General features: G+C 66.3%; 14 protein-coding genes. 8 read left to right on the top strand and 6 right to left on the bottom strand.

Features of this window, described 5'->3' with window-relative positions; all coding sequences use genetic code 11:
- The first annotated feature begins 113 nt into the window (after positions 1–113).
- A complete protein-coding gene (locus F0U63_RS35665) occupies positions 114–425 on the top strand; it encodes a hypothetical protein (protein WP_395837087.1) in 312 nt (103 codons plus the stop codon).
- Positions 426–445: 20 nt separating this feature from the next.
- Entirely contained in the window at positions 446–916 is a 471-nt protein-coding gene (locus F0U63_RS35660) for a GTP pyrophosphokinase (RefSeq protein ID WP_395837085.1), read from the top strand.
- Positions 917–923: 7 nt separating this feature from the next.
- Here the strand turns inward: F0U63_RS35660 and F0U63_RS35655 are convergent, their stop codons facing one another.
- A complete protein-coding gene (locus F0U63_RS35655; protein ID WP_395837083.1) occupies positions 924–1,178 on the bottom strand; it encodes a hypothetical protein in 255 nt (84 codons plus the stop codon).
- 271 nt (positions 1,179–1,449) lie between these two features.
- Between F0U63_RS35655 and F0U63_RS35650 the strand changes: the two genes are divergently transcribed.
- Positions 1,450–3,357 carry an endo-1,4-beta-xylanase gene (locus tag F0U63_RS35650; RefSeq protein ID WP_395837081.1) on the top strand — a complete coding sequence of 636 codons (1,908 nt, stop codon included), beginning with the start codon at positions 1,450–1,452 and terminating at the stop codon, positions 3,355–3,357.
- A 288-nt stretch (positions 3,358–3,645) separates the two neighbouring features.
- On the opposite strand, the gene F0U63_RS35645 is transcribed toward F0U63_RS35650, so the two are convergent.
- The 3 genes from F0U63_RS35645 to F0U63_RS35635 all read right to left on the bottom strand — a co-directional run bounded on the left by F0U63_RS35645 (position 3,646) and on the right by F0U63_RS35635 (position 7,382).
- Positions 3,646–4,542, bottom strand: coding sequence for a DJ-1/PfpI family protein (locus F0U63_RS35645; protein ID WP_395837079.1), 897 nt, complete (start codon positions 4,540–4,542; stop codon positions 3,646–3,648).
- An 86-nt stretch (positions 4,543–4,628) separates the two neighbouring features.
- A complete protein-coding gene (locus F0U63_RS35640; protein ID WP_395837077.1) occupies positions 4,629–5,231 on the bottom strand; it encodes a transposase in 603 nt (200 codons plus the stop codon).
- Between the two features lie 315 nt (positions 5,232–5,546).
- Positions 5,547–7,382 carry a hypothetical protein gene (locus F0U63_RS35635; protein ID WP_395837075.1) on the bottom strand — a complete coding sequence of 612 codons (1,836 nt, stop codon included), beginning with the start codon at positions 7,380–7,382 and terminating at the stop codon, positions 5,547–5,549.
- A gap of 591 nt (positions 7,383–7,973) precedes the next feature.
- Here F0U63_RS35635 and F0U63_RS35630 point away from each other — a divergent pair.
- The 3 genes from F0U63_RS35630 (at position 7,974) to F0U63_RS35620 (ending at position 11,862) form a co-directional block, all read left to right on the top strand.
- Positions 7,974–9,569 carry a hypothetical protein gene (locus tag F0U63_RS35630; protein WP_395837073.1) on the top strand — a complete coding sequence of 532 codons (1,596 nt, stop codon included), beginning with the start codon at positions 7,974–7,976 and terminating at the stop codon, positions 9,567–9,569.
- Positions 9,570–10,378: 809 nt separating this feature from the next.
- Complete coding sequence (locus tag F0U63_RS35625; protein WP_395837071.1) at positions 10,379–11,281, top strand: LysR family transcriptional regulator; 903 nt, start codon at positions 10,379–10,381, stop codon at positions 11,279–11,281.
- 119 nt (positions 11,282–11,400) lie between these two features.
- Entirely contained in the window at positions 11,401–11,862 is a 462-nt protein-coding gene (locus F0U63_RS35620; RefSeq protein ID WP_395837069.1) for a DoxX family protein, read from the top strand.
- A gap of 24 nt (positions 11,863–11,886) precedes the next feature.
- Here F0U63_RS35620 and F0U63_RS35615 read toward each other — a convergent pair whose 3' ends face one another.
- The gene (locus tag F0U63_RS35615) at positions 11,887–12,177 is read right to left on the bottom strand and encodes a bestrophin family ion channel (RefSeq protein WP_395837067.1); all 291 of its coding nucleotides are present in this window, start codon (positions 12,175–12,177) and stop codon (positions 11,887–11,889) included.
- 291 nt (positions 12,178–12,468) lie between these two features.
- A complete protein-coding gene (locus tag F0U63_RS35610; RefSeq protein WP_395837065.1) occupies positions 12,469–13,734 on the bottom strand; it encodes a hypothetical protein in 1,266 nt (421 codons plus the stop codon).
- 363 nt (positions 13,735–14,097) lie between these two features.
- Here F0U63_RS35610 and F0U63_RS35605 point away from each other — a divergent pair, with 363 nt between their 5' ends.
- Positions 14,098–14,658, top strand: a complete 561-nt coding sequence (locus F0U63_RS35605; RefSeq protein ID WP_395837063.1) for an AHH domain-containing protein — start codon at positions 14,098–14,100, stop codon at positions 14,656–14,658.
- A complete protein-coding gene (locus tag F0U63_RS35600; protein ID WP_395837061.1) occupies positions 14,655–15,227 on the top strand; it encodes an imm11 family protein in 573 nt (190 codons plus the stop codon). The genes F0U63_RS35605 and F0U63_RS35600 overlap by 4 nt, the downstream gene beginning before the upstream one ends.
- Positions 15,228–15,432: the final 205 nt, after the last annotated feature.

The following is a 15,432-nucleotide window of genomic DNA, read 5'->3' as shown; positions in this document are numbered from 1 at the left end:
CGGCAAGCATGTCCATCGGGATGAGGAGCAGCATATCCGCGGAGACCTCGTGGATATGCATCCAGAACAGGGCGTTGTCCCTCCAGCGACGCAGCGTCCTGCCGTCCTGAGCGATGCAAGCCTTCGCTTGTACCCTCAAGCGAGGGCGGCCAGGGCAGGGGTGTGCCCCAAGGGGTTGTACCGTCCCATGTACCGGCGCGGCGCGCGGCCTTGCTGGCCCCGTCAGCGGCCCTCCTCGGCTCCTCCGCTCCAGCCCTCACCCTCCACATGGCTTCTCTCCCGCCTATACGCTGCGGCGCCTGGCGGCCAGCAACGCACCGGAAGGCTGGGCGGCGATGGTGCGCGACGTGGTCGAACTGGACCAGGCCAGCGCCACCCGCATGTACGGCGACGCCCTGCCGCCGGGCCTAACGCTACTGCGCTGATGAAGACCTCAAGGAAAACCATGAACCAACCCATCCCACTCGAGCGCCTTCTCGAACGCGCGATCTCGATAGCAGAGCAGCAGCACGCCGGACAAACGGACAAGGCAGGCCGCCCTTACATCGAACACCCGAAGCGCGTCATGCAGGCCATGGAAAACGATGCCGAGCGCATTGTGGCAATCCTGCACGACGTCATCGAAGATACGGACCTGACGCTCGACCAACTCGCGGCCGAAGGCTTTCCCGGCCACCTGCTCGAAGCGCTGGATTCGGTGACGCGCAGGGATGGAGAAACCTACGAAGCTTTCATCGCCCGCGCGGCGGCGAATGCGATTGGCCGCCGCGTCAAGTATGCGGACCTTCGGGACAACGCCGACTTGTCCCGCATTGCGGCCCCCACGGCTGCCGACGTGGCAGGACGGAAAAATATCGTCGCGCGCTGGCCCAGTTGGATGCCGCATAAATACGGCAACCTCGCCTGGACGCGATAGCCGGGTATCAGGCAGGCGCCACGTCTGGCGCCGCCGTGGCGGCACTGGCAAGGGCCGCCTGGTCAGTCCACCCCCGCCGCTGCAGGTGGCACACGCTGACGCACGCCAGCGCCGGCACCACCAGATTCAGTACCGGCACCATCATCATGAGCAGTAACAGCAGGCCGAGCATGAAGATGGCCGGCTTTTGCGCCGCAGCCAGGTCGCCCCGCTGTTCCTTCGACAGCACGCCCGCAGCCGCCGGTGCGTACAGGAAGCGCACATTCCAGGCGGCGAGCAGGCGCAGCAGGAGTACGACGCCCCAGACAGAACACTTAAGGGTCGTAAAACGAATGGCAAAGGCGCCCTACATCGAAGAAGGCAGACTACGACATCTGCTCAAGGTTCGAGTATGCCTACATTAAATTCAAGACTCCTTGGGAATTAGGAAAGGCGCCGCGTGCGCCCGATTCTGACTGGTCGAGCAGCGAATGATGTGCAACTGTGGAGGAAGTGAAGATGGCTGAAACAAGATCGACAAGGAGATGCCTGCAATGGCCATGAAACTGTTGCCAGCCCTGGGTTTGGCGTTCCTTCTAAGCGCGGCGCTGGCGGCTTGCGGGGGGAGCGCGGCTGACTCGACCGCGGTCCAGTCTCGTAAGCTCACCCGAGTCAACGATGCCGCCACCGCGAAGGTGGAGTTGCTGCAAGCGCCTTACAACTGGAGCCAGTTCTCGGGCACGGGCTGGGACGGCAAGACCCTCACGGTCGTTCCCCTCGACCGCAAGATCCGCCCGAAGACCAGCGGCAAGTGGTATCTGAATCCGCCGATCAACCTGATGGGGCCGCGCCTCGATTTCACGGCGAATTTCTCCGTCGAGATCGAGGTCGACGCAGCCGTCCATCCGGACAAGGGCGCCTTCGTCGACCTTTACGGCAGCCTGCCGATCGGCTACGACGAATGGCGCATCGACGGCCGCAACGTGCGCCTGGGCCTGACTCGTGGCGTGGCCCAGGTGTGGGTCGACATGATCAAGCAGGACTTCAGCGCCCAAGGCCTGGGCCCGCGCGTCACCTTCGGCGTTAACCGGCAGGGAACGGCGCTGATTTTCAGTGTCAACGGCAAGGAGATCGGCCGCTTCAAGGAATCCGACAACCACCCGGTGTTCAGCAAGGGCAAGCTGTATTTCGGCGCTGACGCCGAATTGGGGGGCGGCTTCTCGATCACCAGCATCAAGGCGCAAGACGCGCAGATCGCCGACAACGGCGCCGATATGCTGCGGGCCTACACCCCGCCTGCGGACTCGCTGCGCTCGCTGGCGCAAGGTCTGCCCAAGCCTTTGTGGATCGGCGCGGCCGCGAACGCCGACGCGCTGCTGTCGGATGCGAAGTACGGCCAGGTCCTGGCCGAGAACTACTCGATGATCACGCCGGAAATGCACTTCAAGTTCCAGGCCATCCACCCACAGCCTGACCAGTACGCGTTCGCCGAGGCCGATGCGCTGGTGGCGTTTGCGGTGAAGAACAACATGCGCGTGCACGGCCACACGCTGGTGTGGCACGAGGCGCTGCCGCAGTGGATCTGGAGCCTGTACGACGCCCGCAACTACCCGGCGCTGCGGCAAGCGCTGATGGACCACATCACTACCCTGGTCACGCGATACAAGGGCAGTGTGCACGAATGGGACACCCTGAACGAGATCTTCTCGTACGAAAGCGACGAACCCTACGGCCTACGCAGTGGCGCCGAAGACGAGAACAACCTCTCGGTCTGGTACAAGGCGTTCGGCCTGCAGATCTACATCGACGCGCTGCGCAAGGTGAAGGAGATCGATCCCAGCGCCGAGAACTGGATCAACGAGTTCGGTATCGACCAAGCCGGTTCGGCTGACAAACTCGACAACATGATTGCCTTCGTGCGCTACATCAACGGCCTGGGTTATGGCAAGCTGGTTGACGGCATCGGGTTCCAATCACACAACTACGACCCCGACGACGATCCGTCCCTGGCCGCCGATCTACGGGCGGCCATGCAGAGGGTGATCGCGCAGGCGCATGTCAAGGTGCGCGTGTCGGAGCTCGACGTATCGGACGCTTCCAGTCGGCCCACGCTGTTCTCCGACAAGCTCGCCGTGTGCCTGCAGTTCCAAGCCAGCCCGGGTTGCGAGAGCTTCGGCACGTGGGGCTTCACCGATCGCTACGGCTCCATGTCCGGCCCGGTAAACGCAGGTGGCAAGACGAACTACCTGTCGCCCAACTGGGGCGCGGAACTGGCGGACTCACTGCCCTTCGACGAATCGTACGGGCGGCGCTCCGCGGTGGACTACATGCGCAGGGAGCTGAAAAAGGCTGGTCCCCCAAGCCGGAGCGGAGGAGAGGAGAGTGGCGCCCCAGGCCGAGGCCAGCACGGAGCCGATGAAGGAGAAGACGCCGCGAGGAGACCAGGCCGAGTTGCTCAGTAGGACGTTCGCGCTGGACGTGTTCGCCTGCGCCCGCTGTGGAGGCAGGCGAAAGGAGCTGGCGGATGTGACGGCCCCGGCAGGGGTGCGCTCGATAGTGGAGCACCTGGGACTTGCCACGCAGGCTCTGAAGCGGGCCCCGGCCCGGGGACCACCCCAGCAGGCGTGGTGCTGAACCTGGCGCAGCCGCTGTCCATACGCCCCAACTCCCTGCCTCTCTGCTCAAGCGGGGGCGGCCAGGGCAGGGGTGTGCCCCAAGGGGTTGTACCGTCCCGTGTACCACCTGCCTCGTTACTTCGGCATCGCCTGGCTCACCTCTTGGACGAACTGGGCATGTTGGACACTCATCGCCCCCAGCCACTCCTTGGCCCGCTTCACGATCTCCGGGTCCGCCGTCTTCGGCGACCCGGAGTTGAAGGGAGGCGCTGGATCGTACTCCATCGCGAGCTGGCTCAGCTTCGCGACATCCTCTCCGACAAGCTTCGCCAGGAGAGTCAGTCCGAAGTCGATACCCGCCGTCACGCCCCCCCCCGACATGCGGTTGCGGTCCACGACGACCCGTGCGTCAACAGGCTTGGCCCCGAACAGGGGCAGGAGGTCGCGTGATGCCCAGTGGCTCGTTGCTTCGTACCCCTTGAGGAGCCCCGCCGCCCCGAGCACAATCGAGCCCGAGCACACGGAGGTGACGTACTTCGCCCGCGCACCGCGGTCCGCGATGAAGCGGAGCATCGCTTTGTCCTTGAGGACCAGAAAGGAGCCCCCACCGACGAACAGCACGTCGAGATCCTTGGGACACTCGTCGAATGTCGTGGTCGGCAGGATGGCGTTGCCCGTGTCCGCGATGATCGGGTCCTTCGTTTCGGCCACGAGGTACACCTGCGTCGCCGCGTTGAGGGCCGTCATGGGGCCGATCGTGTCGAGCAGGGTCATTCCGTTGTAGAGGACCATCGCGATCTCTGGCCTCCTCCCGCTGTGCATGGGCGGGTGATCGCCTGGCGGACCGGAACCGACCTGCCCCGCCGGTATGGGCTGTCCGGTCCGCTGCCCCTGGGACGCGCAAGCCATGGAGGCCAAGGCTGGGAAGATCAAGGAGGTGGCGAGCAGGCCGCCGAACCGCCTCCGGTCCATTGCCTGCTCGGTCTTGGTGTCAAGCGAACCAACACAACCGTTGACTTCGTTCTCGTTCATGATGTCTTTCTTTGAGAAAGGAGAACACTTCACGCGAACATGCGCTTGCGTTGAGCGGCGATGGTGTCCGCTCCAGGTGTCTGCAATTATTCACGAAGGTTCCAAGGCCGCAAGCGGTCGAGCGGACAGTTTTCGACGGGTTCTGGCCACCCAGGACCCCCGGTGAGGACCTGAGCGCTCCTTTCCCTTTTGTTCCAGCGTTTTGTCCAATTGAACCACTGGAACACTCGCCGAGCCGACCCCAGCAATTGCGGCAAACACGTCAGGCCCGGCCACTCGGCGCTCCTCTCCACCAGCCCCTCCTTTACCCCGTGGGCCAGCACGTAGCGCAGCCGGCCCACCAGGGCCGTGTCGTCCAGCACCGGCTCCGCCGAGTACCGCCTCTCCCAGAAGCCGCCGCTCCAGTCCACCAGCCGCCCCACCTTCTTGGACAGATTGGAGCGCAAATACTGCATGAAGGAGGCGAGCGCGGCTCCCCGCGCCCACACCAGCAGGTGGAAGTGGTTGGAAGCGAAGGTGAAGGCGTGCAGCCGGACGGTGCCGGCGCTGTGCTGGACGGCTCGCGCCAGCACGCCTCCCACCACCTCGTTCATCTCTGTGCTGGGACGCAGCAACAGCCGTCCCTGGAAGCACCTGGACGTGACGAAATAGAGCCCCTCCTCCTGGAACATCCTCAACGGCCAGCCCATCCCCCGCCCCCGCGTGCACTCCGCCGGGCTGGATGCACTCCGTGGGCCAACTCCAAGTCCTCCGTTCTCGCGCAAGTCCCTCGTTTCGAGTCCTTTGACATCGTCTCGAGAGTCCTTTGACACCGTCTCGGCGCGCAAGTCCCTCGTTTCGAGTCCTTTGACACCGTCTCGGCGTGAGCCATACGCTCCACCGTCAGCGCCAAGTGCTCGCGGAGCGGGGCGGGGCCCCGGGGGCACTATGCCTCCAGGGTCTTGCGCCAGACGTCAGCCATGAGCGCGTCCAGACGTTAAACCGGGGCAGGCTCAACTCCGGCGTCATCCGCCCGCGTGGACGGCGAAGACGTCTCGCAGCCCCGCGACGAGCGCATTGCCAGGATCCGGTTCGCCGAGCGGCCCCAGCGCGTCCCGCAGGGCCGTGAAGAGCGCGTGGACGTGGCGGGCGTTCGAGCCATGCCAGTTCAGGTCCCAGACGATGTTCTCGCTTCCCTTCCGGAAGTTCTCCAACGCCGTGTCATAGGGCGCGGCCGTGGGAATGTTGATGCGCAGCAGCAGTCGCAACAGTGCGATGACCTCCGTGAAGTCATACTGGCCCGACTTCGCGTCGTGGAAGGACTCGAGCCGGACGTACTCCGAACGGAACCAGTAGCCGATGTAGGCAGCGGCCTTCCCCGCGCTGTCCTCCACGCTCACGGTGAGCTGCGAGTGGAGGTCCGGGTCCACCTCGGTCACCAGGGACTTGCGGACGGTGACTGTCCGCAGGGAGGTGCTGTCGAAGCGGCGCCTGGGCAGCGTGCGCAGCGGTGTCCCCTCGAAGGTCACCACCTCCAGCTTCGGCAGCCGCGTGAGGACCTCCGGGAAGTCCCACATGAGCTGGACCCGACTCCAGCCCCCGAAGGCCCTCCAGACGTAGGAGTATGGGTTGTTGACCAGGTTCACCGTTCGCAGCTCGACGCATTCCGCGAGCGAGTCCGGCAGTCGCCAGAGGCAATTGCTCTCAAGGTCGAGCACCCGGAGCTTCTTCAGCGCGCCGATGGACTCCGGCAACGTCCGCAAGCCATTGCTGCGTACATCCAACTCGCGCAGCTCCGTGAGCTGCCCCAGGGCTTCCGGGAGCGTGCGCAATTCATTGCTCCGGAGGTTGAGTTTCTCCAGGCGGCGGAACTGGAACAGGTCGTCCGGCAGCGACGTGAGCCCCTTGCCCTCTAGCGTCAGGCTCTTCACCTTGTCGGGCTCCGCCATCTTCTTGGAGACCAGCTGACGGAACGCGTCCCGGACGCTCGTGAAGACAGGGCGGGAGATGGGCTTGCCCGCGCTCAGCAGGTTCCGTGCCTTGTCGAGCAGGACGCGCTCGTCGGCCACCACCGCCGGAACGAAGACGCCCTTGGCGTCGTAGGGGTCGTCCGACGCCTCCACGCCGGCAGACACCGCGAAGACCTTCGAGCCCCGGCCCCGGTAGCACCAGGCATCGACGGGGCCCTCCACCTGGAGGGTGTACTCCGAGGCGACGGTGCGGGCCACGAGCGCGCCCCCCACGGAGACACTGCCGTGGTTGTAGACCGCCACGAGGTCCCCGGTCATGACGTCACCGGTGACGCGCAGCCGCGAACCGCCGATCGCGATGCTTGTCGCGACAAGGTTGCCGTGGACCTGGAGGAACGGCCCGAAGTCGTTCTCCCCGTTGAACAGACAGCCTTCGACGGTGAGGTTGCCGCGCACGATGAGCCCGACGAAGGGCGACGCGTCCGGGTCGTCCAGCGCGAAGATGCCCCGGCGGAAATCGAGCCACAGGCCGTGGGGCACGACGATGTCACCGGAGAGGACGAGGACGCGGTCCTCATCCTCCTCGGAGTTGCCCGGGACCTGCACCGAGTCCTTCACCTGCGCCCAGGTGGTGGACTCGAAAGCGAGGTCGCTGGACCAGGCGCCCTTCGCGACCCGGGCGGTGACCTGCTTGCGTACGAAGGCTCCGGCTTCCTCGGTGGAAGCGAAGGTCCGCGACTCGCGCTTGCCGTCCGTGCCGGCTTTGCCGTGGTGCAGCTCCAACTGCTCGCCGTGCCAGGCATAGGACCAGAACCCACGCGTCTTGCCTTCCAGCCCCTCGAGTCGCATCGACAGGCGGGGCGGGGCCACGGGGAGTAGGGGAGTCTTCATGGGTCCCGGCTTCTATCGTGAATCCCTCCGGCTTCGTGGCCTATATGCTGCGCGGCCATGAGCCTTTCCAAAGAGGAGTTCCTGCCCCGAGCTCACCCAACGCCGTGCGCGCCCTTGTGGAGCACCTGTCACTGCCCACGCGGACTGCTTGCGCTGGCGGCAGCGCAGAGGCCACCCCAGCACACGTGGTGTTGAGCCTCGAGCCGTCACGCTGCCAAAGACGCCCACACCCCTGTGGCCGCCCCCTGGAGGGGCCCTCTGGGCCGGCGTGTGCCCCATGGGGCTGCACCGCGTCTCCTCTGGTCCGGCACACAGCCCGCATCACACCCGTCCGCAGCCCTCCTCGCCCCCTCGGCTCCAGCCCTCTCCCTCCACTCGGCCCCCATTCCGCCTATACGCCAACATGTTTTTTCGGGTTTTTGTGCAAGAACTGCGAACAGCCTGCGTCCCACGGAGAGAAGGCGAGCGGGGCCATGGGTGGCCGTGGTCGAGGTGCGCGCTCGCGCTTGTCTGCCTGCGTCCATCCTTCGCACGCGGGGAGACAGGCATGGCCAAGAGCCGCCTACGGGTGGCAACGCTGGAGCGTTCGACATGAAGCCTGGTTTGAAGTGCGACGTGGTGGTCTTGAGGGTGGCGCTGGTGTGCCTCGCCTTGGTGGGCTGTGGTGGCGGAACGGCCGACAGCGGCACGCCTTCTGGCTCGGAGCCACTCCCCGAGTCCGCACCGCCAGCAGCGCAAGCCGTGCCCGACTCCGAGTCGGCTGACTCCGCACTCGCCGCGGAGGGATGGGAGACGGTCGCGAACCAGTATCAGACCTTCACGTTGGACAAGCCGTCGACCGTGAGATTCGGGCTGGGTGATACCTGGGTCACTCGGGAGTTGGCCGCGGGCCGCGTGTACTGCTTTTTCGACCCGGACCCCGCGCCCGGCAAGTTCAAGACGTGCCAGCGCAGCACGCAGCCGGCTCCGGTGAGCGAGCCGGCGCTCAGCCCCGCGTGTGCCTCGTTCTATGCACCCGACTTCGCTCTCACCAGCACCCGTCAGGCCTCGCCGATCCCCACGGTGGCGAAGCCCGCCAAGGGCGTGGCGGTTTCGGAGCCCACCTACAAGACATGCGTCGTGCGCGCCACCGACCACACCGCTGACGGCGTATCGGGCTTTGCCCGAAACGACTATTCGCGCCGGCAGGCCTTCAACGCGAACAGCACGAAACAGCTGGTGGCCGCCCTCGATGGGTATTGGCATGTGTATGACGCCAACACCCACGTGCGCCTGAAGCAGCTGTCGGGCCCGGGTGGCGACGCGGAGCCGCAATGGCACCCGACGAATCCGGACCTGCTGTACTACCTGCCCACCGTTGGCATCGGCATGAAGCTCCACGAGCTGAACGTCTCGACCGGGGCCTCCCGCGTCGTGGGCGACTTTGGCGCACGGTTGAAAGCCAGGTGGCCGGCCGCGATGGCGGCATGGACGAAGTCGGAAGGTTCCCCCTCGGCGAACGGACGCTACTGGTGCTTCATGGTCGACGCGAACGACTGGATCAGCGCTGGGGTGTTCACCTGGGACCGCGACACCGATACCATCCTGGGCACGTACGACACCCAGGGCGAACGTCCCGACCACGTGAGCATGTCCCCCAGCGGTAACCACTGTGTGGTGTCCGGCGATGGTGCGCGGGGCACGGTGGCGTTCTCGCGGGACTTCAGCACGAAGACCCAGCTGCTCGCGACGTCCCAGCACTCGGACCTCGCGCTGGACGCCAATGGCGACGATGTCTACGTGGCCATCGACTATGGCTCCAACGCGGGCGACGTGTTCATGGTGAACCTGCGCACGGGCGTGCGCACGGCGCTGTTCTCGACGTACCTGAGCGGCACCGCGACAGCGTTGCACGTCTCGGGCAAGGCGTTCGCCAGGCCCGGCTGGGTGGTGGTCAGCACCTATAGCGACGGTGGCGGCTCGCTGCAGTGGCTGCACCGCAAGGTGATGGCCGTGCAGCTGAAGGCCAACCCGACGGTCTACACGCTGGCGCACCACCGCTCCACGCCGAACGGTTACTGGACTACGCCGGTCGCCAGCGTCAACCGCGACTTCACCCGGGTTGTCTTCAACTCCAACTGGGGCAGTGGCAGCGACACGGACGTCGACACGTACGTGGTCGAGATTCCGGCGGGCGCGTTGAAGTAATGCCGCGGCACGTTGCCAATGCATGAGGGCCCCTCGGGGCCCTCTTTGTTCGAGCGGCGCGCCTTGGGGCCACGCCCCAGATGTGGCGCCGCGTGCGTCCCCGAACGCCTCGGACGCGGCGGCGCTGGTGGCCAACGACGTCGCAACGCATAGGGCGAATAGAAGGACTGTTGAGGGGAAGGGCTGGTGCGGAGGGGCCGAGGAGGGCCGCGGACGGGTGGCGCCGAACTGTGCGCCAGGCCGGTGGACAGGCTGTGCAGCTCCCTCTGGGCACACGCCTGCTCAGGCGGGGCTCCCCCCCAGAGGCGAGGCAGAGGGATTGGGCCTGTGGGCATGCGGCCCGGCGCTCAACACCCCGCGCTCCGAGGTGGCCCCCGCGCTGCAGCCCGCTGAAGGCGAGGTGGGTATTGATTGCGGCCCCCCCAGCCAGGCAAGCGCCGGGTATTGGCATACCTGACGGAACCCAACGCCGTGCGCGCCCTTCTGGAGCACCTGTCACTGCCCACGCGGCCTGCTGCCGCTGGCGGCAGCGCGGGGGCCACCCCAGCACACGTGGTGTTGAGCCTCGAGCCGTCACGCTGCCAAAGACGCCCACACCCCTGTGGCCGCCCCCTGGAGGGGCCCTCTGGGCCGGCGTGTGCCCCATGGGGCTGCACCGCGTCTCCTCTGGTCCGGCACACAGCCCGCATCACACCCGTCCGCAGCCCTCCTCGCCCCCTCGGCTCCAGCCCTCTCCCTCCACTCGGCCCCCATTCCGCCTATACGCAGGTCCTGTCCTTCCTATACGTCTCCGTGGCAGCCTCCCACGGGTGAGCGAACCCCTCTTCGATGACCTGCTCGGCCTCGCGTGCTTCGCTCGCGTCGTCGAGCATCGCTCGTTCACCCAGGCGGCGCAGGCGCTCGGCGTGTCCAAGTCCGTGGTCAGCGCGCGGGTGGCCCGGCTGGAAGCCCGCGTGGGCGAACCGCTGCTCATCCGCACCACGCGCAAGCTCACCGTCACCGACGCGGGCATGGGCGTGTACGCGCACTGCGCGCGGATGCTCCAGGAGGCTGGGGCCGCCACGCGCGGGGCTACCGACGCGGGTCGGGGCACGCTGCGCATCAACGCGCCCGTGAGCTTCGCGCAGATGTACCTCGCCGGGCCCATGGCTCGCTTCCTCGCCACGCACCCGGACACCCACGTGGAACTCGTGCTGAGCGACCGGCTGGTGGACCTGGTCGAGGAGCGCGTGGACGTGGCCATCCGGATCACGCGCCTGCGCGACTCCAACCTCGTGGCGCGCAAGCTGGCCACCACGTCGCTGCACGTGTGTGCGGCGCCCGTGTACCTGGAGCGCCGGGGCACTCTGGAGCGGCCCGAGGACCTGCTCCACCACGACTGCCTGCGCTACACGCACCTGCGCGCCGAGGACGAGTGGCGCTTCTATGGCCCACAGGGCCGCATCCGCGTGCCGGTATCCGGCTCGCTGTCCACCGGAAATGGCACCATGCTTCGCGAGGCCGTGGCCCAGGGCATCGGCCTCGCCATGCTGCCGCGCTTCATGGTGGACGAGGACCTGCGCTCGGGGCGGCTCGTCACCGTGCTCGACGACTTCGCGCCCCGGCCCATGGGCATCCACGCCATCCATGCAGCCGGCCGGACTCCCGCCCCGCGCCTGCGCGCCCTGCTCGACGTGCTGGCCGCGGAGTTCCGCTCCGCGCGCTGGGGGTGATTGTCCGGCACGCAGAACAATTCGTTCTCGGCGCACCCCTTCCGGCCGGCCGGTGCGGAAGGCATTTCATGGGGCGTGTGAGGGGAACGCATCCCCTCCCGTTCCAAGGAGTCGCCGTCATGAGCCGCATCGAGTCCGTCCTGTCCTCTCCCGCCGCCCGCGACGTGGGGCCCACCGTGCTGCGCGTGGCCCTGGGTGCGGTGTTCCTCGCGCACGCGGGGGCCAAGGCCTTCATCTTCACGTTCGCGGGTACCGTGCAATTCTTCGCGGCCCACGGCTTCCCCGGGTGGACGGCGTGGCCCGTGTTCCTCGCGGAGCTGCTTGGCGGGCTCGCGTTGGTGGCGGGCTTCCGCACGCGGTGGGTGGCGCTCGGGCTGGTGCCGGTGATGCTCGGCGCACTCAAGCCTCACCTCGCCAACGGGTGGATGTTCACCAACTCGGGTGGCGGCTGGGAGTACGTCGCGTTCCTCCTCCTCGCGCTGGTGGCGCAGGCGCTGCTGGGGAGTGGGCCATACGCGCTCGATGGCGCGCGAGCGCGGCGCGTGGCCCCGTCCGGCCGCACGGCGAGCGCGGTGGGGTGAAGCCCAACGGAAGGAGCAACTGGGCTACTTGAGGATGAAGTCCTGGGGGCGCAGCGGCTCGGGCTGGGGCTCACCCAGGGCCTCCAGCAGGTTGATCTCCCCCGTGCGGGCGAGCGCGAGCACGGGCAAGTCATTGGGGGCATCCCCGAAGGGCTCCTCCAGCTCGTCGCTCAGCCGGTCCAGGCCGAAGAACGTATAGGCAATCATGGCCGCGAGCACCGGTGCGAACCATCCCATTGCCTCGGCGAGGCCGAAGGGCAGCAGCAGGCAGAAGAGGTACGCGGTGCGGTGGAGCAGCACGGTAGGAGGGGGCAAGTGGAAGCCAAGGCTCGAACCCGGGGCACGCCTGCGCTGGGGGCGCGAGCCGTGAAGGCGCAGCACCCGCATACCCGGCCCGAGCACCGCAAGAGAAGCCCGAGGCCGTTGGGCCATGCCTCTACGCGGCAGGCATTGAAGGAACTCCGCGAGCAATATCGGGCCTTCGTCGCGGCATTTCGAGAGGCAGCGGCGCGGTGGAGTCGGGGAGATTTCCTGGCCTGCTTTCCTCCCTTCTCCTTTCCGGCGCGTGTCGTGCCTGCTCGAGTTCTTTGACACCCTCCCCGCGACTCAGGGCGTCCCGGTCCGGGAGATCCGCTCGATCACCAGGGAGGTCTTGCCCGCGGGGAGTTCCTGACGCTCGATGAAGCCGTGGTCGTCCAGCTCCACGTGGGTGCTCAGCGAACCCATCTCCATCGTGGCGGACCGCGGTCCCGCTCCGGTGCGCGGCTTCATCACCACCGGGGTCGGCGAGGAGGGCTGGTTGGCGGGGATCCACATTGCCGCCTCCACGGGCGTGCCGTTCTTGAGCAGGCCCTCGCGCACCCGCTGGGCGAACCCCACCACGCTCAGCAATTCGCCGCCCATGCGCGTGTGCACGTCCTTGCCGTCCAGTTGGCCCTCGAGGACGTAGCTGCCGTCCTGCTCGCGACGCACCCGCGCCTGTTCGGCGGGCGCGTCACCGAGCCGCTTGGAGTAGCTCTTGCTCACGACGGCGCCGGTCTCGTTCGAGTGCTCCTGGCGGGAGGTGTCCTGGTAGCGAACCTGGGGAGGAGCACCAGGACTCACCAGGGTGGAGTTCTCCTCGAAGAGGATTCCTCCCTCCTGCGCCTTGAAGAGGGCGAAGGTCTGAAACCCGATGACCTGCTCCCCCACGCGCGCCACCTGTACTTCGCTGTAGTAGGGCGGGACCGGCTGCTCCTGCGCGGTGGAGAGCACTCCGGTGGCCACGGACTCGGTGACGCGCTGGAAGGTCTGGCTGTAGCCCAGCGCGTCGTGGACGCACGCCTTGGCCAGCACGGGGTCGGCGTGCACCATCACCTTGAGGCGGCCCACCTTGCCCTGGTGGGAGTAGTCGGCATCGAGGTAGAGCGCCGGGCTCCCCGCGTAGGCCTTCACGTCGGTGGCGCGCACGCTCTCCAGCTTGACCTTCTCCAGGAGCGACTCGATGAGCAGCCGGGCCGCGGCCCCCGCGTCGATGGGGTTGGGATAGAGGAAGCAGGAAATGGGAACGTGGCTCCCCATGGGCAGGGTGAGCAGGGAAACCCCATTGGACTGCGTCTCCACGGTGGGCTCGCTGACGGCGAGCACCTCTCCCCGGAAGGCGGCTTCCTGGGACTCCACCCTCGTGCGCGTCAGGGGTTCCTTCACCTCGCGGGTGAGCGCCTGCCGGGGGGAGAGCCCCTGCGCGCCCGTGGGCTCCGAGGCCGCCGCTGCGGCGGGAGTCGAGGGCGCCGCCTGGGAGTTGCGGGCCTGGGCCTCCCTCAAGCGGATGGCGGGAGGATGTGATGCACAGCCAGCGGACAGCACGAAGCACAACGGAATCAGTCGTTTCATGGTGGGCATGCCGCCCCTCACGCGGGGTGTGGGCGCGGCCTGACGACGGACTCTCTCATCTTTCAATACCGACTGCGTCGCCTTCATGTGTGGCACGCGCACGCCGGAGTTCGGCGACGCCGAGTCAAGTCCCTGGATTTCCTGTGGTTTCCATCTTCCGAAAGTGGCCTTTTCTGGTTTCTGGACCCTGCTGTGTCCCTCGGGGGAATGGAGATTCAGCCGCTCGACGCCGAGGCGGCTGAGACGCCGCCAACAAGGTCCACCCTGGCGCTGTCTGAATGCTCAGCACGCGCGGCGGTTTCGTGCACACTCGAGCCGTCGGCGTCAGCGCCGGGAGGAGGTGGACTGTGGACACGGCTCGGCATGCCCCGGTACGCCCTGACGAGAAATGTCACACTGCAGGGGGCGCCGGTCGTGCAGGGGGCCGATGCGCAGGTGCTGGTCGTGGTCGGAGAGGCAGCGGCTGCGGAGACCTCTGTGGCGAACGGGACGGTCCTGCTGATGGGGGCTCTGCTGGGCACAGAGGCCTCCGCAGCCAAGGCAGCCATCAAGGCGGTCCGGACAACGGGAGGCTGCCGGGAAGACAACAGCAAGGGTGATGCTCCAGAACACCACATGGCCACCGACAAGAATGGAAAGGCCGAAGTCAGAGGTGGCCCCTGGACACCACAGTTCGAATCTCTCTTCGAACGAGCCGGCATGAGCCTCAATGATCCAGCGAACAAGCTCTTTGTTATTGGCCATAAGGGGCCTCACCCCGAGCAGTACCATCAAGAGGTTTATGACCGTCTGACTGACGCAATCAAGCTGTGCGCAGGGCCAGACGAATGCAGGCGCAAATTCACCAATGCGCTTGATGAAATTGCTGGCGACATCTGCAGGTCTGGATCACGACTCAATAAATTCGTTACAAAGAATCCATGAGCAATCAGGATAGATATTTCCGTCTAACGGGCGACGTACACATTCCGGGGCGTTGGTATGTTCAAGGCCCATGGGACGCTGATGGAAGGAGGATCATTCCCGGGCGGCTACAAGAGGGAAATGCTTTGAGCGTGGACTGGATGCCCTTCTTCTCTGTGCGTTACCCCGGGCAGGCACTCGATTATACAGAAACAGAGGCCACTGCTGTTGTAAGCCATCGCTTTGTTTCCCTGTGCGAGCAGCTAGGCATCCAGAACGACGTGCAATTCATCCCGGCACGAGTGGAAAATAAGTCCGAGCAGTATTTCATCCTCAACACACTCCGCATCATCAGGTGTATTGATGAGGCTCGATGCGAGGAGGTTTCATTTTGGGAGCCCAGGCATGGAGAGCCAGAAAGGGTGGGCGAATACCGGAACGTCGCCGGCCTGAGGATAGATCCGACGAAGGTGGGCGGCGCTCATATCTTCCGTCCTTGGGGCTGGACGGTGGTGCTGATCGTCTCCGAGCGCGTCAAGCTGGCCATGGAGGAAGAAGGCCTTTCCGGTGCCAAGTTCATCGAAGTGTGACTGGGCGCCTTCCGCTCGTCGCCTCCTGTGGGAGACACTCCTGTTCCGGTAGCGACACTCTGGGCCTTGGGTTCCCCCTGCGCACGCACAGCGTCCGTGGAGGCGGACCCCCCCGTGTTCCAAGCGGCGGCGGCTCGGTGGCGGCGGGGAGACTTCTCGGTGAGTTTCCCTCTTCACTTCGTCCCGCCGCGTGCCAGATCGCTTC

Origin of the sequence: Cystobacter fuscus, from assembly GCF_044360685.1 — a bacterium.
Taxonomy (GTDB): domain Bacteria; phylum Myxococcota; class Myxococcia; order Myxococcales; family Myxococcaceae; genus Cystobacter; species Cystobacter fuscus_C.
This window is presented reverse-complemented; position numbering and strand designations above follow the sequence as displayed.

Excerpts from the sequence above, each read along its gene's own strand:
- F0U63_RS35635 (WP_395837075.1), bottom strand. The coding sequence starts at position 7,382 with ATGAAGACTCCCCTACTCCCCGTGGCCCCGCCCCGCCTGTCGATGCGA.
- F0U63_RS35630 (WP_395837073.1), top strand. The coding sequence starts at position 7,974 with ATGAAGCCTGGTTTGAAGTGCGACGTGGTGGTCTTGAGGGTGGCGCTG.
- F0U63_RS35660 (WP_395837085.1), top strand. The coding sequence starts at position 446 with ATGAACCAACCCATCCCACTCGAGCGCCTTCTCGAACGCGCGATCTCG.
- F0U63_RS35620 (WP_395837069.1), top strand. The coding sequence starts at position 11,401 with ATGAGCCGCATCGAGTCCGTCCTGTCCTCTCCCGCCGCCCGCGACGTG.
- F0U63_RS35650 (WP_395837081.1), top strand. The coding sequence starts at position 1,450 with ATGGCCATGAAACTGTTGCCAGCCCTGGGTTTGGCGTTCCTTCTAAGC.
- F0U63_RS35645 (WP_395837079.1), bottom strand. The coding sequence starts at position 4,542 with ATGAACGAGAACGAAGTCAACGGTTGTGTTGGTTCGCTTGACACCAAG.
- F0U63_RS35640 (WP_395837077.1), bottom strand. The coding sequence starts at position 5,231 with ATGGGCTGGCCGTTGAGGATGTTCCAGGAGGAGGGGCTCTATTTCGTC.
- F0U63_RS35665 (WP_395837087.1), top strand. The coding sequence starts at position 114 with ATGCAAGCCTTCGCTTGTACCCTCAAGCGAGGGCGGCCAGGGCAGGGG.
- F0U63_RS35600 (WP_395837061.1), top strand. The coding sequence starts at position 14,655 with ATGAGCAATCAGGATAGATATTTCCGTCTAACGGGCGACGTACACATT.
- F0U63_RS35605 (WP_395837063.1), top strand. The coding sequence starts at position 14,098 with ATGCCCCGGTACGCCCTGACGAGAAATGTCACACTGCAGGGGGCGCCG.
- F0U63_RS35610 (WP_395837065.1), bottom strand. The coding sequence starts at position 13,734 with ATGAAACGACTGATTCCGTTGTGCTTCGTGCTGTCCGCTGGCTGTGCA.